The sequence below is a fragment of the Butyrivibrio sp. TB genome (assembly GCF_900110805.1).
GTDB lineage: Bacteria > Bacillota > Clostridia > Lachnospirales > Lachnospiraceae > Butyrivibrio > Butyrivibrio fibrisolvens_C.
In genome coordinates this window covers 88,049-111,254 of sequence record NZ_FOER01000005.1, presented here as the reverse complement: position 1 = coordinate 111,254, position 23,206 = coordinate 88,049, and the positions used below count along the sequence as shown (strand labels likewise).

Annotated in this window: 25 protein-coding genes and 1 pseudogene; 22 read left to right on the top strand and 4 right to left on the bottom strand. The window is 40.3% G+C overall.

Going from position 1 to position 23,206, the window contains the following annotated elements; genetic code table 11:
- Positions 1-17: 17 nt before the first annotated feature.
- A complete protein-coding gene (locus tag BMX21_RS04820) occupies positions 18-866 on the bottom strand; it encodes an alpha/beta hydrolase (RefSeq protein ID WP_092041946.1) in 849 nt (282 codons plus the stop codon).
- A gap of 235 nt (positions 867-1,101) precedes the next feature.
- Here BMX21_RS04820 and BMX21_RS04815 point away from each other — a divergent pair, with 235 nt between their 5' ends.
- The 18 genes from BMX21_RS04815 (at position 1,102) to BMX21_RS04735 (ending at position 17,633) form a co-directional block, all read left to right on the top strand.
- The gene (locus tag BMX21_RS04815; protein ID WP_092041944.1) at positions 1,102-1,791 is read left to right on the top strand and encodes a GAT domain-containing protein; all 690 of its coding nucleotides are present in this window, start codon (positions 1,102-1,104) and stop codon (positions 1,789-1,791) included.
- A 49-nt stretch (positions 1,792-1,840) separates the two neighbouring features.
- Positions 1,841-2,767 (top strand): DUF1848 domain-containing protein, encoded by a 927-nt coding sequence (locus BMX21_RS04810; RefSeq protein WP_092041942.1) that lies wholly within the window; start codon positions 1,841-1,843, stop codon positions 2,765-2,767.
- A 344-nt stretch (positions 2,768-3,111) separates the two neighbouring features.
- A complete protein-coding gene (locus tag BMX21_RS04805; protein ID WP_330390151.1) occupies positions 3,112-3,534 on the top strand; it encodes a BlaI/MecI/CopY family transcriptional regulator in 423 nt (140 codons plus the stop codon).
- A gap of 29 nt (positions 3,535-3,563) precedes the next feature.
- On the top strand, positions 3,564-4,826 hold the full coding sequence (locus tag BMX21_RS04800) for a M56 family metallopeptidase (protein WP_177173924.1): 1,263 nt from the start codon (positions 3,564-3,566) through the stop codon (positions 4,824-4,826).
- A 176-nt stretch (positions 4,827-5,002) separates the two neighbouring features.
- On the top strand, positions 5,003-5,854 hold the full coding sequence (locus BMX21_RS04795) for a hypothetical protein (protein ID WP_092041934.1): 852 nt from the start codon (positions 5,003-5,005) through the stop codon (positions 5,852-5,854).
- Positions 5,841-6,014, top strand: a complete 174-nt coding sequence (locus tag BMX21_RS19305; RefSeq protein WP_177173923.1) for a hypothetical protein — start codon at positions 5,841-5,843, stop codon at positions 6,012-6,014. Before BMX21_RS04795 ends, BMX21_RS19305 begins: the two co-directional genes overlap by 14 nt.
- Positions 5,998-6,654 carry a hypothetical protein gene (locus BMX21_RS04790; RefSeq protein WP_092041930.1) on the top strand — a complete coding sequence of 219 codons (657 nt, stop codon included), beginning with the start codon at positions 5,998-6,000 and terminating at the stop codon, positions 6,652-6,654. The genes BMX21_RS19305 and BMX21_RS04790 overlap by 17 nt, the downstream gene beginning before the upstream one ends.
- Positions 6,651-7,229, top strand: a complete 579-nt coding sequence (locus BMX21_RS04785) for a hypothetical protein (RefSeq protein WP_092041925.1) — start codon at positions 6,651-6,653, stop codon at positions 7,227-7,229. Before BMX21_RS04790 ends, BMX21_RS04785 begins: the two co-directional genes overlap by 4 nt.
- Before the next feature lie 114 nt (positions 7,230-7,343).
- Positions 7,344-8,369: a hypothetical protein gene (locus tag BMX21_RS04780; RefSeq protein ID WP_092041921.1), complete on the top strand. Its 1,026-nt coding sequence runs from the start codon at positions 7,344-7,346 to the stop codon at positions 8,367-8,369.
- A 301-nt stretch (positions 8,370-8,670) separates the two neighbouring features.
- A complete protein-coding gene (locus BMX21_RS04775; protein ID WP_177173922.1) occupies positions 8,671-9,435 on the top strand; it encodes a LytR/AlgR family response regulator transcription factor in 765 nt (254 codons plus the stop codon).
- Positions 9,436-9,457: 22 nt separating this feature from the next.
- Entirely contained in the window at positions 9,458-10,858 is a 1,401-nt protein-coding gene (locus BMX21_RS04770; protein WP_092041915.1) for a sensor histidine kinase, read from the top strand.
- A gap of 208 nt (positions 10,859-11,066) precedes the next feature.
- Positions 11,067-11,828, top strand: a complete 762-nt coding sequence (locus BMX21_RS04765; protein ID WP_092041912.1) for a hypothetical protein — start codon at positions 11,067-11,069, stop codon at positions 11,826-11,828.
- Between the two features lie 40 nt (positions 11,829-11,868).
- On the top strand, positions 11,869-12,852 hold the full coding sequence (locus BMX21_RS04760) for a hypothetical protein (RefSeq protein ID WP_092041907.1): 984 nt from the start codon (positions 11,869-11,871) through the stop codon (positions 12,850-12,852).
- Positions 12,853-13,013: 161 nt separating this feature from the next.
- A complete protein-coding gene (locus BMX21_RS04755) occupies positions 13,014-13,316 on the top strand; it encodes a LytR/AlgR family response regulator transcription factor (RefSeq protein ID WP_177173921.1) in 303 nt (100 codons plus the stop codon).
- A gap of 66 nt (positions 13,317-13,382) precedes the next feature.
- A complete protein-coding gene (locus BMX21_RS04750) occupies positions 13,383-14,372 on the top strand; it encodes a hypothetical protein (protein WP_092041897.1) in 990 nt (329 codons plus the stop codon).
- A 229-nt stretch (positions 14,373-14,601) separates the two neighbouring features.
- A complete protein-coding gene (locus BMX21_RS04745; RefSeq protein WP_242952874.1) occupies positions 14,602-14,799 on the top strand; it encodes a hypothetical protein in 198 nt (65 codons plus the stop codon).
- 533 nt (positions 14,800-15,332) lie between these two features.
- Positions 15,333-16,865: an ATP-binding cassette domain-containing protein gene (locus tag BMX21_RS04740; RefSeq protein ID WP_092041892.1), complete on the top strand. Its 1,533-nt coding sequence runs from the start codon at positions 15,333-15,335 to the stop codon at positions 16,863-16,865.
- A 3-nt stretch (positions 16,866-16,868) separates the two neighbouring features.
- A complete protein-coding gene (locus BMX21_RS04735) occupies positions 16,869-17,633 on the top strand; it encodes a P-loop NTPase family protein (RefSeq protein ID WP_092041887.1) in 765 nt (254 codons plus the stop codon).
- A gap of 246 nt (positions 17,634-17,879) precedes the next feature.
- Here BMX21_RS04735 and BMX21_RS19920 read toward each other — a convergent pair whose 3' ends face one another.
- From BMX21_RS19920 to BMX21_RS04725, 3 genes are read right to left on the bottom strand one after another with little or no spacing between them, the layout of a single operon-like run.
- A complete protein-coding gene (locus BMX21_RS19920) occupies positions 17,880-18,032 on the bottom strand; it encodes a hypothetical protein (protein WP_330390149.1) in 153 nt (50 codons plus the stop codon).
- A gap of 4 nt (positions 18,033-18,036) precedes the next feature.
- Positions 18,037-18,483, bottom strand: coding sequence for a TatD family nuclease-associated radical SAM protein (locus BMX21_RS04730; protein ID WP_330390148.1), 447 nt, complete (start codon positions 18,481-18,483; stop codon positions 18,037-18,039).
- Complete coding sequence (locus tag BMX21_RS04725; protein WP_027206721.1) at positions 18,476-18,997, bottom strand: TIGR04002 family protein; 522 nt, start codon at positions 18,995-18,997, stop codon at positions 18,476-18,478. Before BMX21_RS04725 ends, BMX21_RS04730 begins: the two co-directional genes overlap by 8 nt.
- A gap of 260 nt (positions 18,998-19,257) precedes the next feature.
- Here BMX21_RS04725 and BMX21_RS04720 point away from each other — a divergent pair, with 260 nt between their 5' ends.
- The 4 genes and pseudogenes from BMX21_RS04720 (at position 19,258) to BMX21_RS04705 (ending at position 23,081) form a co-directional block, all read left to right on the top strand.
- The gene (locus BMX21_RS04720; RefSeq protein WP_092041884.1) at positions 19,258-20,166 is read left to right on the top strand and encodes a metallophosphoesterase family protein; all 909 of its coding nucleotides are present in this window, start codon (positions 19,258-19,260) and stop codon (positions 20,164-20,166) included.
- 75 nt (positions 20,167-20,241) lie between these two features.
- Complete coding sequence (locus BMX21_RS19300) at positions 20,242-21,672, top strand: Type 1 glutamine amidotransferase-like domain-containing protein (protein WP_177173920.1); 1,431 nt, start codon at positions 20,242-20,244, stop codon at positions 21,670-21,672.
- A 10-nt stretch (positions 21,673-21,682) separates the two neighbouring features.
- Positions 21,683-22,165, top strand: a pseudogene (locus tag BMX21_RS04710) (5-methyltetrahydropteroyltriglutamate--homocysteine methyltransferase); the annotation flags it as partial.
- Positions 22,166-22,451: 286 nt separating this feature from the next.
- Positions 22,452-23,081, top strand: coding sequence for an alpha/beta hydrolase (locus BMX21_RS04705; protein WP_092041881.1), 630 nt, complete (start codon positions 22,452-22,454; stop codon positions 23,079-23,081).
- Positions 23,082-23,206 lie beyond the last annotated feature (125 nt).

Here is a 23,206-nt window from a genome sequence, read left to right as displayed (position 1 = left end):
TGGATGATCTTAGCATATTATTTGAAGAATACTTGCAGTGCATGGTATAAGTGAAGCTGCCATGCTTTTATGTCATGTATGCCGCCCGGAATTACGTAGAATGAATAATTCTTTTCAGGGATGAGAAGTTCTGAAGCTTTTACAGCTCTTTCCATGATATCCTTGTGTTCTTCATAGGCGATATCCTTGTCTCCGTTACCACAGAACATATATTTTAGTTCGTAACCTTTTGACTTACCATCTGTAAGTGTCTTGCAGATCCTGTCTACTTCAGCATCATGATTACCAAAAGGCCCGCAGCAGCCTGAGAATGGTCCGTACCATGCAAATAGATCGAAGTTATTATAAAAAGCTGCACGGTAGGTTGTCATAGAACCAAGCGAAAGACCTGCAAAAGCGCGGTGATCTCTTGTTTTGATCAGATTATCTTCTGACACATCACCTTCTGTATAGCATGCATATTTTTGTTCTATAAAAGGAATAAGATCATTACGAAGTTCATGTTTGAAGTTCTCACATCTTGACTCGTCATGTGTATGCTGATCCTCTTCATCGTGATAGAAAGTAGGTGTTACGATTATGCATGGATCGCAGATCTTATCAGCAATCATATTGTCAAGAATTGTCACAGTATCCGGGAAATCCTTAAACCAGTAATTGTGATTGCAGCCGCCACCGTGTAAGAGATACAGAACATTATATTTATTGTTTTCATTATAACCATACGGAAGGTATACCAAAGCTTTCTTGTGAAGAGGTCTTGAATCCTCACCATAAGTCTGCGATTCATATTCGGCAACTTCTAGATGCCCCCTGTTAGTAGCTTCTTCCAGCATTTTTGCCGGCATTTCATAGATGTAGTCCATACCCTTTTCTCCTTCATGTGATGTCTTTGTTCATATGTCAACAAGGCCTTGTGACGGCCTGTACCCTATAGAAGTAATTATAGCGAAATAATAAAAGCATTCTCTATTCATTTTTTTACATATAATTCTCAAAAAGTGCGCTTTTTGACCTATCTTTGTTGAAGTACAGGTGGGAAGCTTATAGAATGGTAGTGATGCATTAAAAATCATGCTTAAAGATTGAGAGGTATATAAGATGAAAAAAAGCGTTAGATTGTGCATAGCAATAGTTATTTTGGCAGTATCATTATTTTTCTTTTTCGGAAAAGTAATCCAGTTTGATTTTGAAACCAGCATAAGAGAAAATATGATATCTGAAATGATCGCTGAAATCACAGGTGATGAAGACTTAATTGAAGAGGAGATATCTGTGAAGGAAGCAGTAGATGCTGCTATCGAGGCTATAGATGATGGCATGGCAGATGATTCTATGGAAGAAATCCTTGATGATAATGATGATCTTGAAGAAGGTCTTGATGATCTTAAGGGTATTATTAAGACTATAAGAGATAGCGGATTGTCATATATGGAGCTTGGCAGACTTATGAACTTCATGAACAAATATGACAGTTTTCTTTCATTACCATCTGAAGATCAGGCTACTGTAAACGGAATTAAAATTTTTTCCTATATTATGGTTGGACTGGCATTATTCTGGGCAGTAGTTGGCGTACTCCTTGCACTTGCTAATAAAGGCGCAGGTTTTGTATTGTATATGATTCATTCCTTCCTTAATCTTATCGTAAGTATTCTATTAAAATTTATATTTGAAAGCACTAATAGTGATGTGATAGTAACACAGCCTATAGCACCGATATGCAGTTTCGTGATTGCATTGGTTCTTGTTATCTTCTGGTTTAGCACCAAGAAGAAAGTTGTAGAGTGATCCCTGGGGACGGAGACAATGGTCTTTTACTATAGCTAAGGAGTTTTACATGATCATCAATACGGGTCAAAGGACTGATATTCCCGCATTCTATCCCAAGTGGCTTGCAAACAGGTTTAAGGAGCAGGTTGTATGTGTCAGAAATCCTTTTAATAAGGAGCAGGTCAGCAGGTACAGACTTAGTCCTGAAACAGTGGATGTTGTCGGATTCTGTTCCAAGAATCCGGCGCCGTTTTTTAAGTACATGGATCAGATTAAGGACTATGGGCAGTACTGGTTTGTTACTATCACTCCCTATGGAAGGGATATCGAGCCGCATGTTCCTGATAAACACAAGATTTTAGAAGATTTTAAAGTACTCTCTAACATGGTCGGTATTAACAGCATAGGTTGGAGATATGATCCGATCCTTGTTAATGAGAGGTATACAGTAGAGTACCATCTTAAGGCTTTTGAGCAGATGGCAGCAGCTCTTAGCGGCTATACCCGGACTGTAGTTATCAGCTTTATTGATCTATATGAGAAGGTTAAGCGTAATTACCCCCAGGCAAGAGCCGTATCAAGAGAAGATAAGTATTATCTGGGAAAAGAGATAATAAAGATAGCCAAGACCTATGGTATGGTTGTAAGACCCTGCGGTGAAGGACAGTTCTTATCAGAATACGGCGCTGATTGCAGCGGCTGCATGACAATTGCAACTTATGAGAAGGCTATAGGACAAAAACTTATAGTCCCTAATAAGAAGCCTGCAAGAAAAGAGTGCGCCTGCTATCTTTCAGGAGATATTGGAGCTTATGATAGCTGCGGCCATCTTTGCAGATACTGTTATGCCAATAATGATATAGAAGCTGTAAAAAGGAATATGAAACTGAATGATCCGAATTCTCCTTTCCTGATCGGTAATTACAATGAGACAGACGTGATCCATGATGTCGAGATGAAGTCCTATATTGACAATCAGCTAAGCTTCTTTTGAGAGATTGGGGCTTCGCACTTGGTGAGGTTTCCTCGGGCATGGTCCCGACCAAGTGCCATCCAAGTGCGAAGTTTGAGCGAGATATTAATAACACAGACGTAGAATTGACTTTTATGTTAATTTTGTGTCTGTTTTTTTCTTAGGGAAAAGATAACATCTATTAATTATTAACATGCATTAACCGATATATAAGCAAAGATAGGCAGGATGTATGAGCGTGTTTGATATAGCGAATAATTGTAGATTCAGAATACAAGTGGATACAGCGAAAAATAGCAGATTCAGAATATAGGTGGATACAGCGAAAATTGTAGATTCAGAATACGGGCGGATACAGCGAAAAATTGCAGATTCAGTATACGGGTGGAGCTATGACCAAAGAAGAGATGTTACCAAGTGAAAGTGAATGGATGATCATGGAGACGCTTTGGAGATGCGGGCATGATCTTACGTCGGCTCAGATATGCGATAAGCTTCCAAAGTCTTCGACTATGACTCAGAGAATGGTCAGGGTTTTGATCAACAGGCTTTGTAAGAAGGGGATGCTTACATATACCATAGATCCTGATGATAGTAGGGTTTATCATTATATGCCTGTAAAAAGCCGGGAAGAATGCAGGAAGGCTAAAAGCAGTGCTTTTGCAGAAAGCTTTTTTGAAGGCAATAGATTGTCTGCTGCGTTCACATTACTTGATGCAGGGAAACTGTCGGATGATCAGATTAAAGAGCTTGAAAACATACTGTCAAGAGCAAAGAAGAATAAGTAGACAGCTCAAGGATGAGCAAAGGGGTTAATATGCAGGGAACGCAATTATTCTTATCTAATCTATACTTTTTTTTAGAATTTGTATGTGTCTATTTTGCGACCATACTTGGTTTTTGCGCTATTATGTCTGTATTTGTTACAGGAATCATTTTGATACTAAGAAGCACTGTTTTTTCAAAACATATTTTTGGAAGAGCAGCTCTATGGTGTCTTTTGATCCCTGTTATTTTTTGCGGAAAGCTGCATCTGTATTATCAGACGTATGTAGGATTTAAACTATTCTATTGGTGGTATGAACTGTGTGTTACCAGATGGATAAGCGTATTGTATTGTGCCGGTATAGCTGTTACAGGTCTTGTGTTTATTACAAAAAGAAAGAGACTTCGTAGAAGAGTTGACCATTTGTATGATTCCAAAAGATTTAGTTCCAAATATACGATCAAAGAGTATCCGGGGCAGGTGTCTTCTTTTTGCACAGGATGCATTAAGCCGGTCATTGTCATACCGGAAGATATTGATGATAGTAGGCTCTTTGTAGTTATAAGACATGAAGAAACGCATATACGGCTTGGACACCTGTGGATACTACTTGCATATGACATTCTCAGAACACTTCTGTGGCCCAATATATTACTTCATATATGTGTCAGGTTTTTTAAAAGAGATCTTGAGGATGTATGCGATGCAGTTACCATCCAGAGAGGCAGGATAAATGCATATGATTATGGAGAGGCAATTATTGGATGTGCGAAGGATATGCTTGATATCAGGAAGAAACTTGGACTTGAAAACGGGATGTCTTTTGCTGTAGATGATAGCTTTATGGCAATTAGAAAACGCCTTGAAAGGATCGCTTGTCACAAAGCTTATAACACAAGAACACTTACGGCCTTGATAGTGGTGACTATAATGCTAGTCGTAGCAGGAATAGGCCTGGTTAAGGCAGGCTCTTACGAAAGAATCAATTACAATGATGAAATCAGCTCTGTATGCTTTTCGAATAATTTTAATGATATTAGTGATATTTTTGTAGACTATGACCAGTCTGTAGTAACCGGTTATGACGATGAGTACATCTATGTTGATGCAGATGCACTATTTGAAAAATATCCGGAAGCAAGAACCGGGGGCGGATATTTTTATTTTTCAGTAGGAGGATATTATAAGATTCCCGGAATCGGTGGCGGCGGAGGCTGGGGAGAAATTGATGCAGGTGATATAAGTAGCGGTACTATAACAATAATCAATCATACTGAAATCGATATCTGGAATCGCATCATCATGTGGCTGTAGCTACTGCAATGCACCAAAGTGACCCCTAGACGGAGTCAAGGGAACCAAAACGCCCTCAAAAAGTTGGTAATTGAGAAACAAAATATTAACGCATAAGCGCTCATCACCGGGATTGTATATACGATCATTGGATCAAGGAAGATCCGGCACGTACTCCCATGACAGGAGGTGGTCATATGAACGGATGGGATGTCACTGTGAGTGGTAACACAACTCATTATAGAAAAAGACTCTATGATGCATACGGCAATCATGTCGGAACCATTGGAATAAGCAGGCCGATGAAGCAGACAGCAAAGAAAAAGAAACCAGCCCTATATAGCTTCAAGCAGGTATCATCTCAGGTTCTTCAGGCCAAGACCTCAACTAAAGCAATGCAGGTGTCTAACAGCATCAGGGCGAAAATAGGACTTTTGAAAAAGCAGCTAAAAAACGGTGATACGGATGAAGAAGAGGTACTGCGGGCAATCTTGCATGCGGAGATGGTGATGAGGGCATGCAATAAGAAAAAGAAAAACCTTAAGATGGAAGAGGCTGCAGAAAGGAATATCAAGGCTGAGGAGGAAATGCCAGTAGAGCCGGAGGAATCGCCTGATGAAGCAGAGTCTGAGGAAGAGATCAAAGAGCTTGAGCAGGCCGAGTTTGAAGCCCTTATGGAGAAGTTAGAACTAAGCGCTGATGAGATGATGGAGATGGCAAAGGAGACGGTAGAGCTGGACGAAGAGCTTGACGAGATGGCAGAGGCTCTTTCAGGATCCATGACACCTGAGGACTTAGAGCAGCTCAAGGTCAAGCATAGATCAGATGAAGCAAGAGATATATTAAAGGCAGATCTTAAGTATCTCAAGGCGCTATTTGACCGGCTACAGTCGGAGAAGGAGAATGCCGGAAAAAGCTCTTTTGCAGGAGCTGGGGCATATGATAGCGGAGTGATGCTATCGCTTGGAGGTGTGGACATGACTGTGATGGATACAGGAACGGCAAATACAACTGTAGAAACAGGCGGAGCATTTGATGCAGAGATGTGATATTTTTTTGATAAAAGGATTAACAGATGTTAATCCAAAAGAGCTCCTGGAGACTAGGCTATGGGGCATTTCAAGAAGAAGCAAGATAACTCTGGGAACGGAGCAAGGTATTTTTTCAAGGAAGAACAAAGGAGGCAGGAATTATGAGTATAGGAATTAACACTAATTATGGAACAAACAATTATATTGGCGTAAATGGGAACACGGAGCCTGACTGGACCAAGAATGATGATAAGGGAAAAGAAAAAGCTGCATCTGCAGCACAGTCCGGAGTTATCTATGATAAGCAGGATGCAAGTGCGCAGGCAGCAAAGAGTGAAAAAGCTGATGAAAAGGCTATCTATAAGAAGTCCAAAGAAGACAGGGCTGCCATAGTCCAGCAGCTCAAGGCTGCAGAAGAACAACAGAGAAACAATCTGATCTCAATTGTTCAGAAAACGCTGCAAGGTCAGGTGGGTGCTTATGGAACTGCCAAGGGTGATGACTTCTGGAGGCAGCTTGCAGGTGGGAAATTTACAGTTGATGCTGCGACCAAGGCTCAGGCGCAAAAAGATATTTCAGAAGACGGCTATTACGGCGTAAAGCAGACTTCCCAAAGGCTCTTTGATTTCGCATCAGCTCTTGCCGGCGATGATGTAGACAAGATGAAAGAGATGCAAAAAGCTATGGAGAAAGGCTTTAAGCAGGCTACCAAGACCTGGGGCAGAGAGTTGCCATCCATATGTAAGGAGACTATGAACGCAGCGAATAAACTGTTTGAGGATTACTACAGCTCAAAAGAGAAAGGAACAGAAGCATGAAGATTGCTGGTCTATCCGATAGGTACCCGGTGGCCGGGAAAGAATTAACTCAGAAAAAGCCAAATTCAGTTAAAGAATATTCTAACTACCTGACACAGAAATACGGTTGCCTGACTCGGGGACCAAATTCAGCTGTTTCTGTCACAGGTGGACTTCTAAAAAAGGCTATGGCAGATGAGAAGACAGGCGCATGGCTTGAAAGAGAGCTGGCGAAAGCTCCTGATTACATCAAGGCAGCTCAAGAGTCTGCAAAAGCTCATGGGGCAACGCTTAAGTCTGTGACAATCGAATTTGGTGAAGAGTACAGCACAATGTGTACACTTACTGTAACGGATGGCGGAGGAAACGATCCCGAGATAGACAAATGGCTTGAAAGAGTAAAAGAGAAACGGGCTGAGCAGAAGGAAGCGGAAAAGAGACTTGAGCAGGAACAAAAAGCTTTGGAAGTGCAAGATGGCATGCATTCCATGGAGATACATGGAAAAGACTTAGAGGACCTGACCAAAAAGTTTTCCGGGAAGCTGTCTGAACAAACGCAATTTAATCCATTTGGGAATTTCGATGCCAGAGCCTGAGCTATCTAATTATGACATAAATGAATCCATTGGTGACATTTCTATAAGCTGCTAAAGGTTATATGACGATATAACAGAAAAGGAGTTATGTCGTTCATATGCACGAGGTGAATTATGAAGATACAAAAGCCCCCATTTCAGGGTAATGACAATACACAGTTAATCAATGGCGCTACAAATAAAACTAATAAGAATGGCAACATGAATTCGATCTCAGGCGCCAATCTTAAGGGTGAGAGCCTGATAGATCAGCGCAAGGGACTTGCAAGAAAGCAGGCACTTAAGGTTGTCTCCGATGCTTTTGGAGGCGAGAAGAAGCTTGATGCGCAGATGCAGGGGATCAAAGATGAGATCAAGCGTCTGCAGGATGTGATCAATGAGAAGAGCACTGATACCAGGGACAATGATGCTAAGTTAAAAGAGCTTCAGGAACAATATGGGATTGATCCAGACAGCGAAGAAAATAAGAATCTTGACCAGCTTGCTCTTAAGTTGAATCATTCAAAAGACGGTCTCTCAGACGAAGAGATGGGAAAGCTCTCAGAGTATCAGCAGCAGGCTCTTTTCTATGTGGCGAAGAATCAGCAGAATGCGCTCGATATCGATCAGGCCAAAGCTCAGCAGGCAGGGAATGTTCAAGGATATGCTGACATGAAAAGAGAACGTCTTAAATCCCAGGATATGCTCAAAGCACAGGATGCAGCTGAGGAAATCATGGAGGCTTCGAATGATGAGACGGTAGCTCTGTTGACACAGGAAATGATCGATAATGTGGATGAAGAGCAGAAAGAGCGCGAAGAAGAGGCAAAAGAGGCTGCAGAAGAGAAGAAAGAAGAGAAGAAGGAAGAGGCGAAGAAGCTTGAAAAAGAAGCTATGCAGCAGGAGATGATCGAAAATATCAAAGAACATGCTGCAGAGAGCCAGAGGACTAGCGCAGATGCTAAGAGAGCTGTAGCAAGGCGTGAGCGCGCTGAAGCAGATAATATCGATGCTGATAGTATGCAGAAGATGATAATCTCAGACGGAGCGTCTATGGAGGATACTCAGGATGCAGTTAACCTTGAGATTAACAATATTCTCAACAAGTTGAGTCTTCTATCAAACGATGTAAAAGGAAGTGCTATAGATGATCAGATTTGACCTGGTAGATTGTATAGAACGTAAATTCAATCTCAGAGGAGGATTATTATGTTAGAAGTAGGAACCAAGGCACCTGATTTTGATTGTTGATTGGATAAGCGCTGTTTTCGACTTTTATGAATATTTAAGTTCTATTCATTACAATAAACTGTCCGTTCATGACATGAATATATAAAGAGTATGATTCATGATAATATTATAAATATAGTTTAAGTATAAATGCTTACATGGATGTCCGTGCTAAGCATTTTTGTGTTATCAAGGCATATCACCAAACAAATGCGAATTGAGGAAAATGCAAATGGATAAATATCATTTTGCAGTATGTGATGACGAGGAAGTTGTCAGAAGCCTGATTGCCGGTTGGCTTTTAAAGAGCCCATATAAAGGGGTGATAAAAGAATATGATTCTGGGGAAAAGCTGCTCAAAGATATTGATGCCGGAGCGAAGCTTGATATCCTTTTTCTAGACATAGCAATGGGCGAGGCTGATGGTATCGATACTGCAAGAGAACTTGGTAAGAGAATAGAAAAAAGTGGCAGAAGTATGCGTGCTTCAAGGCCTCTGATAATATATGTAACAGGGATTCCAGACAGGATGGGAGATGCTTTTGAGGTAAGGGCATATGGATACCTGTTAAAGCCTATAACACGTGAAATGTTCGAAGCTGAGCTTCAAAGAGCAGTAGATGAGCTGTCAAGACTGGATGCGCAGATGGTATGCGAGACCATTTATGAGGAAAAAGAAGCTGAGAGCATTACCTTTCAATCTGGGAGAATAACTGTAAATGCAGCCCTTAAGGATATCCTCTATATTGAAAGTAGCGGGAGAAAGACTATGGTCCATCTTAAAGATAATACATATGATGTTTACAAAAAGATGGAGGAGTTTGAGAAAATACTGGGTAGATCATTTTTCAGGATTCATAGAGGATTTCTGGTAAACATGCAGCATGTCAAGGGGTATTCAAGAACAGAAGTTTATATGGACAATGGTGATTTTCTTTTAATTTCGAAGTATAAGTATCCTGACTTTACCAAAGCATACATGGATTTTATATCATAAAATAGTTGGGAGTTGATGGCTTATGTCAAAAGAACTTTTTTCTGTATTTCAGGATGGCTATGGTTATGCCATGATCCTGGTTAGAGGTATATTTCTAGGACTGATGATAAAGACATTTATCAGTGACTCTGTACTTGATAAAAAGAAAAACATAATTCTTTCAGCAGTAGTGACAGTAGAAGGCTTAGTTTTATTTTCTCTACCCATATCAACAAGAGGTATATGGACATATATAAGTCTTATCACGGTTCTTGCTGTCTTCTTTTTCTATAACAGGCAGTATATGCCGCATATCGCTTTTGTATTGCTTCTATGGACCAATGTTTTCTATGTATGGTTTTTGATAAATATAGTGACTAATGACATTTTTAGTGACCTGCTCATAGAGACTTTGAATTATTCATCAGAAAATGTAATGGACGAGATGTATGGAAGGATGGCATGTCTTTTTGCCATCTCAATTATTCTTTTGATAGTTTTTTCTATGATCTCGCATTGTATTATTAAAATGATATGCAAAAAGAAATATGATATGTCCTGGACTGAAGCTCTGTATCTGTCTGTCTATTCAATAATCTCTTATTTTATGGTGTACATGATTGCAGAGGTCATGATAGTTCCCTTGGAAAACGAGGTCTTTATACTTTTTGATGAAAAGAAAGATCTCGAATGGATGATGCCTGTTCTGGCGACTCTCATTTTTATAGGTGAAATGTCAGCCATTGCAACATGGCAAAGATACAGAAGATTAAAGGAAGAAGATCTTTTACTTCAGGAACAGGTGCAGGAGCAGGGATATATACGAAAAAAGATAGAGTACACAGAAAAGTATCAGGAACAGATAAGAACACTCCGCCATGATATGGCTGGAAAACTAATGATCCTGAAAAGCTTTCTGGATGGTGGCAGATATAAAGATGCTTCGAAGTTCCTTAGTGAAATGGATATAGAACTTAGTAGTGGCGCAGTGAAATACTCTACAGGGAATGCAGTTACCGATGTTGTCATAAATGAGGCAGCAGCTATCTGTGAGAAAAAGTCATGCATATTTGACTGCGATTTCTCTTTTACCGAAGATAAAGGAATCACGGCTATAGATATGGCAATTATTCTTAACAACCTTTTGGACAATGCGATCGAAGCCATAACATCTATTCCTGCAGATGAGCGATATATAAGGCTTAGTGGAGCATCAAAGGCTAATTTTTATCTGATCAGAATCGAAAACTCTTATGATGGAGAGGTGATTCGGAATAATGATAATGGAATAATCAGCAAAAAGAAAACTGATCCTGACTTGGGTCCTCATGGCATTGGGCTTAAGAGTGTTGCCAGTATAGCAGAAAAGTATCTGGGAGCAGTAGATATTAAAACAGAAGATAGGACTTTTGAAGTTAAAGTAATGCTGCAAAATGCAAGATGATAACTATTCATTACACCAGAATGTCCATTCATGCCAAAGCTATTTATACGCCTCTTTCTAAGGACGATACTAAGTTTGAAAGTATTCCACTTTCAAACCAAAATTGATGAAGCGAGCTCCATCAATTTGAACCATTAGTCACTCGCTTTGCTCGCGACATGAGGTTAAGTTTGAAACAAAGCGTACGTTCATAGAAGGAGGTGATTTTATGAACTTTGGACAAAGCTATTTTGATGTCCTTACAAGCAGGATAGGCGGAGCCTCCAGTATCTGGAACAGACATGGAACGTCTCAAATAAACAGCAGGAACATGATCACAGGTGTTCGTGGTACATCACGAACGTCACAGCTTGGATTTAATAATAGTCATTTCGGGCTTAGTCCGAATACTATAAAGGCTATGAATAAAGCCTTCAATTCCACGTACAACAATAGCTATATGTCAGATCAGAGCGTTGCACTTGGCGCAGTTGAAGTTGAGAATGCCGGTATGAAGCTTTCAAATGATGCATTGTATGAGGAAGAAAATTCTGATCAGCTTTTAAAGACTGTGAAGAACTTTGTGGAAGGCTATAACGAAGTAAATAGAAGTGCCAGAAATTTCACAAGTACAGCAGTAAGAAACCAAGCAGGATGGATGAGAGAGGATGTATATAAAAATATATCAGATCTGAGGAAAATAGGTATAGGTTTTAACAGCAAAACAGGTGAACTGTCTGTTGATGAAGCTGTGTTTAAAGGCGCAGATAAAGCTGAAGTAAAGAAAACTTTTGGAGAAAGTGCATCCTTTGGCCAGAGGATGAGAAGCAATGCTTCTCTTACATCTCAGGCAGCTGTGGCGGCTTCAAGGTATAACATAGCTACGAGCGGAATATATGGTCCTAATGGCATATACGCAGCAAACAGCTTTCTAGGCGGGTACGGAGGCTATTCATCACTTCTTTCATCCATGTTTTCAAGCTGGATTTAATGGAAACAGATAAGTGTGTGTTGATAAAGAGGTGAGTTTTATGAAGATAGCCAATAGTGTTGTGAATTCAGGTGCAAACTACAGCTATCAAAAGGATTTGGCAACAACTGGTGCAGGGACTGGCGAATTTTTTGCAGGATTTGTAGAAAAGTATGTTGAAAAAGAAAAAACGGATTACAGAGCATCCGGCAAGGTACAGACAGAGGATGGAAGGCAGATCGAGGTAGATATTGATGTAAGCATGGCAAGAAAAAAAGAACATGAAACTTTCATAGCTATGTCTTCACCTCTGGATAATCTTTTTGATCCCTTGATCATTAATACAAGTGCGCAGACTTCCGGGCTAAGTGATAAGAAGTTTACATTTGATCTAGATGCGAATGGTAAGAAGGACGAGATCTCCATGACCAAAGCTGGAAGCGGATTCCTTGCCATTGATAAAAACGGTGATGGCAAGATAAATGATGGCAAAGAGCTCTTTGGAGTAAAGAGCGGAGATGGTTTTAAGGATCTGGCGGAGTACGATACTGATGGAAATGGCTGGATCGATGAGAATGATGAGTCGTTTGATAAGCTCAAGGTCTGGAACAAGACAGATGATGGGAAGGATGAGCTAAAGAGCCTCAAAGATTCAGGAGTAGGAGCCATATACCTTGGTGCAGAAAATACTGAGTTCACATTGGATGGTACAGATGGAGTCTTGGACGGTAAGGTAAGAAAGACAGGATTCTTTCTTAAGGAAAACGGTGGAGCAGGAACAATTCAGCATGTTGACCTTGCAATTAAGGGACGTGAGTCAGAGCTATTGAGCTCAGCAGAAAAGCTGGATGAGATTCTTGAGAAGATGCGCAGCGAGAGCTCTCAGAGAAGGCGCAGCAATAATAGTAGTGATAATGCAAGGCGCCGTGCTCAAAGAGAAGCCAGGCAGAAAAAACAGCTTGAAGAACATCAGAAACGTAAAGAATTAAACAAAAAGCTGACCGAAAAAGCCATCGAGCGTAGAAAAGAGCTATATGGAACTTGATGGATACCGTTACCGTCTATTCATTACATTGGTGTTAATTAACTGATTGTTTTGCCGATACAGTTATTAGCAAAGGATCTGCCGGATATCAAAGGAATGAACAATTCCATGATATCCGGCTTTTTGTTTCCTGAGTTATGAAAGGAGGTGTTTATGCACTAATGAGTTTTCCGTTGGTAGAAGGGGATGCGGATTTGAGATACGAGGACATTGTCTTCATTGATACCTGCGGACGGAAATGTGTTTTTCATACTGTAGATGGAAGAGTGTTCCAGATATACAGAAAACTGGATGTTCTTCAGAAAGAGTTTGAAAAACATGGATTTATCAGGTGCCATAGGTACTACATGATAAACCGCCATTTTGCTGTATCACTAAAGAACTATGTAATTACACTAAGTGATGGGAGTACATTTTCTGTGTCAAGAGCACGATATGGGGATGTAAAAGAGAAACTATTATGACCACTTGGCCCTTTACGGAGAGTGGTGCGGCTTTGAATGACAGATTAGCTGCAGAAAGGAACACTTATGTCAGATACAATTACAAACGGAAGTTATTATTACACCCAAAGTGCATTTGTACAGAGTACCCACTATTATTCGAATCAGACTTTTGGAAAAGATAACTTTCAAAGCGCTGTCATTGATAAAAATGATGGCACACTGGAACTAAAGGAAGCAGTTATTGATGATAAGTCTGCCCAAAAAGGATATACAAGAGTCGTAACTGCTAATGTCTGGAACTCTGAATTTGGTGCATCACAGCTGGATGATGGAAGAACAGCATATTCTTATCAAGGGATAATGCACCAGTTCCAGACCATAACCTATCAGAGCTCAAGAGATATAGATGCATCTGAACTTGTTGATACAAAGACTACTGAAGCTGAAAGTGAGGAATATCTTGGCGAACTGCTAGTGACTCCGCTTCACGGAATTGGATCAATTCCGGTAGGAGAGAATAACAACTATGTCATGACCGCTTCTGAGGTCATAAAGCCAGGATCTGAAGATAAGATAGTTCGGGTTCATGTGCATGATCAGGTTATTGATGTAAATGTAGATGAGGTTGACCCGAAGAATGCTACTGTTATCGAAATGTTTGCATTTTGTCAGTATGCTGATGCACACGGAACCGGAACCTCAGACAAGTTTGGAAGCTTCCATTCCATGAAATCGGTTGTTGATCCGTTTGGGCAAAACATTTATGCCTCTATTGAGGAGGCAGTCACCAAGAAACAAGACTGGCATAATGCTATATCTTCGTCAAAAATCGCATTTACAAAAGTTATGACAAATGAGACTATTGATGCATCAGTTGTTTTAAAAATGCTTGAAGATACTCGGAATCTTTTCATTTCCCAACAAAGAGATAAGGACTTATGGGAGCTTACTGATGAAGAATGGGAGAAACTACTTGGCAGTACCGACAAAGAAATAGAAGCAGCAAAAGAGTCTGCAGATGACAAAGTAGAGGAATTGGTTAAAGAGCGTGAGTCCGATCTAAACGGATTATAGGAAAAAATAATAGTAATGGTAAAACGTTCAGAGCGAAAGGGCTGCATTAGCAGTCCTTTCGGCGCTTGAAGGGGGATGGGCATAATCATCGAATGGTGTAAAGGGTAGTGTTTTTATTACGCAAAAATAAGCTCCGCTAAGAATGCGTACTCGCGCGAAAAAAATATTTGTAGTATTATGTTGGTAAGAGCGGTCGCTTTTTACTACATAGTAAGCTGAGGAGTTGCTTATGCAGGAAATAAATGAGAAAAATGAGCTAGATTATACCTGTGGAATTTCAGATGATGAACTAACTGAAAGATTTAAGGAATCCATACGTATAGACGAAGAGATAAGAAAAATTAAAGGACTTCCTACGTCAGGTTATGATGCCGAATCAAAGCGTGCATATATACTTTACCCTGACGGGAGGAAAGGGTATGTCTGATAAAGAGAAGAGTTTAAAGCCGGAGGTAATTGTTTTTGCTGGACCTAATGGAAGTGGAAAATCAACTATTACAAAGATGGCAAAGACAGTTGGTTGATGTATGTGATATATTGCATGTGTATGACAATACAGACAGCCCAATTAGGATTTTTAAAAAGCGAAAAGATGTTTATTTTCGATGGGAAAACGATTATTGGAATAACGAGAACATTGCAAAGTTAACAGGGATACATGATTATAAATAAATGATTGCATCCATTTGTCATTGATGTTATCATCATTTTGAAAATATAAAGAAAGAGCGTCTAACGTACAGGTGATGAAATGAGCATTAGATAATTTAGCTTGAGTGAACACTATCAGTAATGAAAATGCTGCTTATGGCAGCTGTTTTGTGTACGCTTAAACTGGATTATCATGCATTCGTGGCCTGTTTTTTTATACTAATAGTAGGTCTATTTGTGTGAGTCTATTTTGCGTATGCAAAGTAGGCTTATTTTTGTGCAGCATTTAGTCTAAGGAGGGATGCCTGAATGTTACAGATTAAAGACCTGACTATCACACACAAGAAGGATCTACGGATTATTCTTGATAAATTCAACATGGTTTTAAATGATGGGGATAAGGCTGTTATCATCGGGGAAGAAGGTAATGGCAAGTCAACGCTTATGAAGTGGATATATAATCCGCTGATGGCTGAAGAATATACAGAATTCGATGGGGAGCTGATAACTTCCGGAGAGGTTATGGGATACCTTCCTCAGGAACTGCCAGATGTTGACAAAGATAAAACGGTGTATGAATACTTTTCGGAAGCCAAACTATTTTTTGACAAAGATCCAAAAGAATTATCAGAACTTGCTAAGGAATTCAGGGTTTCTACAGATTTTTATTATAGTGATCAGAAAATGGGAAGTCTATCAGGCGGCGAGAAAGTTAAGGCTCAGCTATTAAGACTTCTGATGGATAAGCCTACGGTCCTTCTACTGGACGAGCCTTCAAACGATATCGACATAAGTACGCTGGAACTGCTGGAAAGGCTTATAAAGGGGTGGAAACACATAGTTTTGTTCATATCTCATGATGAGACTCTTATTGAGAACACCGCCAATGTGGTGATCCATATTGAGCAGATCATTAGGAAAACAAAGAGTAGATATACTATTGTCAGAGACAATTACAAAAATTATATACAAAAAAGAGCTGAGAATTTCCAGCGTCAGGAACAGCTGGCTATTAATGACAAGAAAGAGAAAAAGCGCCGCGATGAAAAGTATGCAAGAGTATATAACAGCGTTGAGCATGCTCTATCTAATGTATCCAGGCAGGCGCCGGCAGTAGGCAAGAATCTCAAAGACAAGATGCATACGGTAAAAACTATGGGCAAGCGTTTTGCTAAGGAAGATGAAAATATGACCAAGATGCCTGAAAAGGAAGAGGCTATTTTTTTAAAACTGGGCAAGGAAGATGCCGCGATGCCTGCCGGTAAGACCGTTATAGAGTATAGTCTCGATGAGCTGAGAACGCCTGATGATTCTAAGGTTCTGGCCAAAGACATCTTCTTACGGGTAAGAGGGCCCGAGAAGATATGCATAGTCGGAACTAACGGCGCAGGTAAGACTACGCTTCTTAAAAAGGTGGCTAAAGAGCTTCTTGCAAGGAGCGATATTAAAGCGCAGTACATGCCACAAAACTATGAGGAACTTCTAGATCTTGATGTGACTCCTGTTGAATTTCTTGATGATACAGGAGATAAGGCAGTAAGGACCCGCATCAGGACTTATCTTGGATCGCTAAAATATACAGCTGATGAGATGGATCATCCAATAAGAGAGTTATCCGGTGGTCAGAAGGCCAAGGTGCTTCTTCTTAAAATGAGTCTGTCTGATGCCAATGTGCTTATTCTGGATGAGCCTACGAGAAACTTCTCGCCCCTGTCAGGACCTGTTATCAGGAAGATGATAGCTTCTTTTCCAGGAGCGGTGATAAGTATATCACATGACAGAAAATATATAGAAGAAGTATGTACCAGAACATATAGATTGACAGAGAAAGGACTTGAGTGATATATGAACTATTTCGTTGAAGGATTGCAGGGAAGTGGTAAGAGTACTCTGGTAGGGAAACTATCAGATAAATATAAGGATCATGAAGCCGTTCGTGAAGGCGATTATTCACCGGTTGAGCTTGCATGGTGTGCCTATGTGAGCATGGATCAGTACGACAGTATTTTAGAAAAATATAGTGAGATAAAGCCTTTAATAGAGTCTAAGAGCGTCTCGGAAGATGGACATATGATCATCTGCTATACGCAGATCATTACTGATGTTCCGGGATTCCACAGGGATCTTGAGCAGCATGAGATCTATAATGGGCGAAGGGATTTTGACGAGTTTAAGGATATCGTACTTGGCAGATATCGCAGGTGGAATACGGATAAGATGATCTTTGAATGCTCTCTTTTCCAGAATACAGTTGAAGATATGATCCTGTACAGGTGCTTGTCAGATGAAGAGATAATCGATTTCTATAGAGAAGTTTGTAAGGCTCTTGAGGGTAAGGACATGCATATCTATTACTTAAAAACGGAAAATATTCCTGAAAGTATAGATATTATAAGGAAGGAACGATCTGATGATGATGGTAATGAGATGTGGTATCCGCTTATGATCAGGTATTTTGATGAATCGCCTTATGCAAAGAAGTATGGTGTATCCGGGAATGAAGGACTGCTTGCGCATTTAGAGCACAGGCAGGAGTTAGAGCTTAGGATGTGTCAGGAACTGTTTGAGGATAAATACACGATTCTTAAATCCAAGGAATATGATATTTAATACTGATTTTTACTGGTTCGGGAAAAGAGCTTAAACTTCAGGGCAATGTACTAAAGCGAAAAGATTGTATGCTGGATAACTTGTAGAAAAAATGTTTCTAGACAGATTTGACAGAAACGACAGAATTGGCAGAAAAAAGCTATGCTGTAGAGATTGCTCGTCAAAGAAGAGTGTAAAGTGTTCAGAGAAAATGAGCAGTCGCACTAATTGCTTAGTGCGACTGCCCATTTTATATAGAATTGATGTTTAGTTATTGCTGTATTTCCTGATTCTAAGCGGTATATTATGTTCATTTGATAAAGCAATGCACCTATCCTTTTCTTCTTCCGGAAGTACATCTACTATAGACCATCTGACATCCCCTATAACCTCTCTGCATCTTTTGGTGAATTCAACCATATTTTCAAAACCGTTGGTGAGAATAGGCCTTGTGACATCCTCGTATTCTTTTTTTTGAAGGAGCATTGAGACTTACAGATACGCTGTCGATTACTTTGGAAAGCTCAGGGACTATGTCACGGCCATTCTCAGCTGAGCCCTGTCCATTAGTGTTGAGCCTTATCTTAAGGCCTTTTTCTTTTTTGGCATAGGCAGCAGCATCAAGGAGAATATCAAGCTGGCAGGTTGGCTCACCATAGCCGCAGAAGACCAGTTCTTTATATCCTGTAAAATCAAAGCTTTTGATCGCATCAATAACTTCTTCTTTTGACGGATTAACCTGATGCCACAATGTATCTGCATCGCCAACTCCATCTTTTACAAATCTTATACAAAAGGTACAGCGGCAGTTGCACTTGTTGGTAATATTGGCATATACGCTGTCTTTGTAGGTGTAGATTATATCAGCCATTGGTTACCTCCACTTTTGACTTGAAGCTGATCTTGTCAAGAGCCTGTCCAAGGAGAATGAAGAAGACCATGCTTCCTCCTGATTGTACCAGACCTCCTGTAAGCCCTGAAAGAAGCGCTGTTTTAATCCCGAACATTACCGCTTCAGCTATAAAGTAACCAGTATGAGAGATTAAATATGCTATTATCGGAGCAATATAATTTCTTTTATTTAGTATAGTTGATCCTTTGTTTGTAAAAGGAAGGACTAAAAGTGCCTTGATGATGATGGTAGCGATCGCCCATGCCGGTGCAGTCAGAAGATCTGCAAGTCCTCCGCCTATTGCTCCGGCAGCCATTGCATAGGGAGCTGGCAGTATTGCTGCCGCAAGATATATAAGTCCATCACCAAAGTGGACATAGCCTCCATGGGCCCCCACCGGGATATGTCCGATATAGGCTGTGAAAATAGTGATAAGTGCTGCGAATATTCCTGTTAGTGTTATGTTGTAGATTCTGCTGTCTGTTTTTTTCATCGCTTCTTTACTCCTTTAACGCTTTGCTATGACAAATAATATACTCTGAACTTTGGTATTGTTGAAATGTTCAGTTTTGGATATTTTATTAATACCAGATTTTTAAGATGCGTAAGATGAGCTTTACATAGGAAGTGTATTACAGAAGAAGCGTATTACAGAGAAAGTGTTTTATAGAAGATCTGCTTTACATGGCTTCGCATTTACTATTACAATAGTTTTTATTGTGGAGCAATACTAGTTAAGGAGAGTCTAGGTTAATGAAAATAGGCGTAATTTCAGATATACATAGTAACATTGTGGCTTTTAAAGCTTGCACCAAGTATTTGGAAGAGGAAGGGTGCGATGAGGATCTATTCCTTGGAGATTATATTTCTGACACACCTTATACGAGAGAGACACTTGATTATCTGTATGAGTTTATAGATACGCATACATGCCATCTTCTAAGAGGTAATCGCGAAGATTATATGCTGGGTCAGCAAAGGGATATAGAAACTGGTATTAGTGAAAATATATGGCTTTATAATTCAGCAAGCGGGAATCTTAAATATGCTTATGAACTGCTTGATGACAAGGATCTTGAGTTCTTTAAAAGCCTCCCAATCAGTTTTGATTACGTAAAGGAAGGCTATCCTACTATCAAGTGCTGTCACGGATCTCCTGATAATTCAAGGCAGCTTGTTCAGCTTGGAAGTGACGAAGCCAAGTACTGGCTTGAGAAGAACGACTGTGACTATATGATCTGCGCGCATACTCATTTTCCGGGAGAGTTTGCTTATAAAGATAAATATTACTTCAATGCTGGATGCGTCGGAATAGCTATTAAGGATGCAGGCTTTGCCCAGTGCATGATATTATGGGATGATATTCAGGATGGAAAAGATGTCTGGAAACCTGAATTTTTGAAGATTCCTTACGATAATCATAAAGTGATTGAAGACATCTTTTACCGAGGAATGTATGAAAAGGGAAAGTGGTTTGTTAATAGTAACATCCAGATACTTCTGACAGGAATAGACCATGCGGCAGATATGGTATCGCTTGCAGCAGAACTTGCTAGGAAGGCTGGCGATACAACGCCTTGGCCCAATATCGATGACCACTATTTTGAAATGGCATCGAAGGAGCTGGGGATCCCTGAGTATAGACTAGGCGAGTCATTTTGAAGATTTTATAAAGGTGGGACAAGTATATTAAAAATATAATGAGCCTGAATAAATGAGATTATTATGGAGGGGATCATGAGAAAAGAATTATTGGCGGTATTCAGCGGCTTTCCGGATCATCACTTTTCAGAAGAAATAACGAAGCGGTTACGGGAAGAGCTGAAGCATAGAAAAAGTATAGTTTTTATTACGGCGTGTCCGAATGACTATGCTCAGAATGATGATGACTGCGATGGCATGCATGAAATGTTTGCCGAGCAGGGGCTTTCTTTTGAGAATCATTGTGTAATAGATAATAGAACTGAACCTTCTGATGCAAAGAAAATGGTGGAGAATGCAGATTGTATTTTCCTTATGGGCGGCGGTGTATGTGAGGAGCAGCTTGACCTGATTCGCAGGAAGGATTGCTACGAGGCACTACTTGACTCTCATGCGGCAATCTTCGGAGTAAGTGCAGGCTCCATGAACATGGCCATAAATACCGTGGATTTTTCAGAATCGATGGAACCTTTCCGGGGACTTGAGTTTACTAACATTACGGTAAGCTGTCATCACGATCCGAAGGATACATGGCGATATGAACAGACACTTCGCATGTCTGAGGACCGCGTGGTTTATGCAATGGAAGACATGAGTGCTTTTTTTATAAAAGAAGGGCGGATAGAAACTGTCGGAACGATCTGGCGCGTTGAAAACAGAGAACTTCGCACGATTACGGACGAAGATATCAAAGAGCTGGAGCAGGATGAATTTAGAAGAGTATTTGACACTATCCCGGATCAGTTTGATAAGTTTCGGCCTGAGTATAGTGAAGAACTGTTTGATTTTCTTAATGCCGTAGCAAAGATCGGCCCCGGCAAACGCGTACTTGAGATCGGCCCTGGAACCGGTCAGGCGACAGAGCCTGTGCTTCGCACAGGATGTGAATATCATGCGATTGAACTAGGAGTGCATCTGTATCGTAAGATGAAGGAAAAGTTCGGAAAGCTGCCAAACTTTAATATTGTGAACGATGACTTTATCACCCATGATTTTGGCGATATGAAGTTTGATATGATATATTCGGCGGCTACCATTCAGTGGATTCCGGAGGAGATCGCGTTTACCAAAACCTTTGAACTGTTAAAACCCGGTGGAACGCTTGCAATGATGCTTACTTCCGCTGAGTACAGATCGACCAATGAAGCGCTGTATGATAAGATTCAGGGATTATATGACAGGTACTATAAGCCGGACATTCCATACAAACATGGAGCGTTCCATTACACTGCGGCTCCGGAGTACGGATACACCGAAGTCGAAAAGCATGAGTTCAAAGGTCAAAGAGTGTTCAGCGCAGACGAGTATGTGGCTTTTTCTGGAACGCATTGTGATCATATTGTGATTCCGGAACCGATCCGTACAGAGTTTTTTGAAGCTCTTAGAAGTGCGGTGAAGGAAGCCGGAGACAGGATCGTTTTTAATGATACTTATGTGCTTTATATTACGAAGAAGGGTAGCGAATAATAATGAGTCGGTTGGAATAGATATTGAGGAAGTTAAGGAGCAGCTTCTTAGAGTCAACAATTTCGCACTTTTGAACAAGCCAGAGGATATGGTGATCAATTTTCATATCTGCAGAGGTAATTATCATTCTACATACTTTACCAGCGGACCATATGATACTGTTGCTGATTATGTTTTTGCAAAAGAAAATGTGAATGCCCTTTTCCTTGAATATGACGATGAGAGATCCGGCGGCTTTGCACCGCTTTCAAAGATTTCTGAAGATAAAAAGGTTGTTCTTGGTCTTATTACCACAAAGTCTCCGGTTCTTGAGGATAAAGAAAAAGTTAGCGCAAGAATCAATGAGGCAGCAAATTATATACCGCTCGAAAGGCTTTATCTTAGTCCTCAGTGCGGTTTTGCATCATGTGAAATCGGCAATAAGCTCACAGAAGAACAGCAGTGGGCTAAGCTTAAGCTTGTTAAAGAAATTGCTAACGAAGTTTGGGGATAAAAACGTCAGTGATTTATAGATAGGCAACATGGTTAGGCGGATTTAATACCTATCATTTTTAGATTTAACTTGAAAAGAATTTTTAATTCGAGTAGCCTTTTCTTAGGACGTCTGAATCTATCCTAAGAGGAGGCTTTTTGATCATATGAATAAGGAACAGCTGTATAACTTTATTTAGTATAATACAGGAAATGAGAACAATATCTGTCAGATATATTTCTGTAGGTATGACCGGAACTTTTAAACCATGTTTTTTGACAGGATGCAGATTATAGAAGGAAAAGTTATGAAAACATACGAATTTGGAAATGCAGGTTCCAACATTGTCCTGATCCAGCCTGTTGACGATCATGACCTTGAGGGAATCGAAAATGAATTTGAGGCAATATCCAGTAGCTGCGGTATGAGCGTGCGCCTGACTGCTGTCAGGATAAATAATTGGAACAATGAGCTATCCCCCTGGGAGGCGCCGGCTGTATTTGGTAAAGATAACTTTGGCGGCGATGCATCAAAGACTCTTAGTGAATTGGTCAGGCTATGTGATGACAAGGATAAAAGATATTTCATTGGCGGTTATTCTCTGGCAGGTCTGTTTGCCTTATGGGCTGCTTATCAGACTGATATTTTTGAAGGCGTTGCAGCTGCGTCCCCTTCCATGTGGTTCCCGGGTTTTGATGATTATATGAAAAAGAATGAGATTAAAACGGATACAGTTTATCTTAGTCTTGGAGATAAGGAGGAAAAGGCACGTAATCCTGTTATGGCGACTGTAGGTAACAGGATACGCGAAGCTCAGAGTCTGTTAAAAGAAAGAGGCGTGAACTGTATTCTTGAATGGAACAAGGGCAATCATTTCAAAGATGCTGACATTAGGACTGCAAAGGCTTTTGCCTGGGTCCTGAACACAAAAATCTAAATAATGATACCGCGGTTATCTGCTATACGTGGATGATCGCGGGTATTTTATGATATAGGAAATTTCTCCGAAATTCCTATATCATAAAAAGCGCTCCGCTATGGATGCGCACTCGCGCGTAAGGT

What these genes read in the sequence shown, in the direction of transcription:
- BMX21_RS04780 (WP_092041921.1), top strand. Translation starts at nt 7,344, where the DNA reads ATGAAGATACAAAAGCCCCCATTTCAGGGTAATGACAATACACAGTTA.
- BMX21_RS04790 (WP_092041930.1), top strand. Translation starts at nt 5,998, where the DNA reads ATGAGTATAGGAATTAACACTAATTATGGAACAAACAATTATATTGGC.
- BMX21_RS04745 (WP_242952874.1), top strand. Translation starts at nt 14,602, where the DNA reads ATGCAGGAAATAAATGAGAAAAATGAGCTAGATTATACCTGTGGAATT.
- BMX21_RS04775 (WP_177173922.1), top strand. Translation starts at nt 8,671, where the DNA reads ATGGATAAATATCATTTTGCAGTATGTGATGACGAGGAAGTTGTCAGA.
- BMX21_RS04755 (WP_177173921.1), top strand. Translation starts at nt 13,014, where the DNA reads ATGAGTTTTCCGTTGGTAGAAGGGGATGCGGATTTGAGATACGAGGAC.
- BMX21_RS04735 (WP_092041887.1), top strand. Translation starts at nt 16,869, where the DNA reads ATGAACTATTTCGTTGAAGGATTGCAGGGAAGTGGTAAGAGTACTCTG.
- BMX21_RS04765 (WP_092041912.1), top strand. Translation starts at nt 11,067, where the DNA reads ATGAACTTTGGACAAAGCTATTTTGATGTCCTTACAAGCAGGATAGGC.
- BMX21_RS04795 (WP_092041934.1), top strand. Translation starts at nt 5,003, where the DNA reads ATGAACGGATGGGATGTCACTGTGAGTGGTAACACAACTCATTATAGA.
- BMX21_RS19920 (WP_330390149.1), bottom strand. Translation starts at nt 18,032, where the DNA reads ATGGTTGAATTCACCAAAAGATGCAGAGAGGTTATAGGGGATGTCAGA.
- BMX21_RS19305 (WP_177173923.1), top strand. Translation starts at nt 5,841, where the DNA reads ATGCAGAGATGTGATATTTTTTTGATAAAAGGATTAACAGATGTTAAT.
- BMX21_RS19300 (WP_177173920.1), top strand. Translation starts at nt 20,242, where the DNA reads ATGAGAAAAGAATTATTGGCGGTATTCAGCGGCTTTCCGGATCATCAC.
- BMX21_RS04740 (WP_092041892.1), top strand. Translation starts at nt 15,333, where the DNA reads ATGTTACAGATTAAAGACCTGACTATCACACACAAGAAGGATCTACGG.
- BMX21_RS04770 (WP_092041915.1), top strand. Translation starts at nt 9,458, where the DNA reads ATGTCAAAAGAACTTTTTTCTGTATTTCAGGATGGCTATGGTTATGCC.
- BMX21_RS04810 (WP_092041942.1), top strand. Translation starts at nt 1,841, where the DNA reads ATGATCATCAATACGGGTCAAAGGACTGATATTCCCGCATTCTATCCC.
- BMX21_RS04820 (WP_092041946.1), bottom strand. Translation starts at nt 866, where the DNA reads ATGGACTACATCTATGAAATGCCGGCAAAAATGCTGGAAGAAGCTACT.
- BMX21_RS04705 (WP_092041881.1), top strand. Translation starts at nt 22,452, where the DNA reads ATGAAAACATACGAATTTGGAAATGCAGGTTCCAACATTGTCCTGATC.
- BMX21_RS04730 (WP_330390148.1), bottom strand. Translation starts at nt 18,483, where the DNA reads ATGGCTGATATAATCTACACCTACAAAGACAGCGTATATGCCAATATT.
- BMX21_RS04800 (WP_177173924.1), top strand. Translation starts at nt 3,564, where the DNA reads ATGCAGGGAACGCAATTATTCTTATCTAATCTATACTTTTTTTTAGAA.
- BMX21_RS04760 (WP_092041907.1), top strand. Translation starts at nt 11,869, where the DNA reads ATGAAGATAGCCAATAGTGTTGTGAATTCAGGTGCAAACTACAGCTAT.
- BMX21_RS04815 (WP_092041944.1), top strand. Translation starts at nt 1,102, where the DNA reads ATGAAAAAAAGCGTTAGATTGTGCATAGCAATAGTTATTTTGGCAGTA.
- BMX21_RS04750 (WP_092041897.1), top strand. Translation starts at nt 13,383, where the DNA reads ATGTCAGATACAATTACAAACGGAAGTTATTATTACACCCAAAGTGCA.
- BMX21_RS04720 (WP_092041884.1), top strand. Translation starts at nt 19,258, where the DNA reads ATGAAAATAGGCGTAATTTCAGATATACATAGTAACATTGTGGCTTTT.
- BMX21_RS04725 (WP_027206721.1), bottom strand. Translation starts at nt 18,997, where the DNA reads ATGAAAAAAACAGACAGCAGAATCTACAACATAACACTAACAGGAATA.
- BMX21_RS04785 (WP_092041925.1), top strand. Translation starts at nt 6,651, where the DNA reads ATGAAGATTGCTGGTCTATCCGATAGGTACCCGGTGGCCGGGAAAGAA.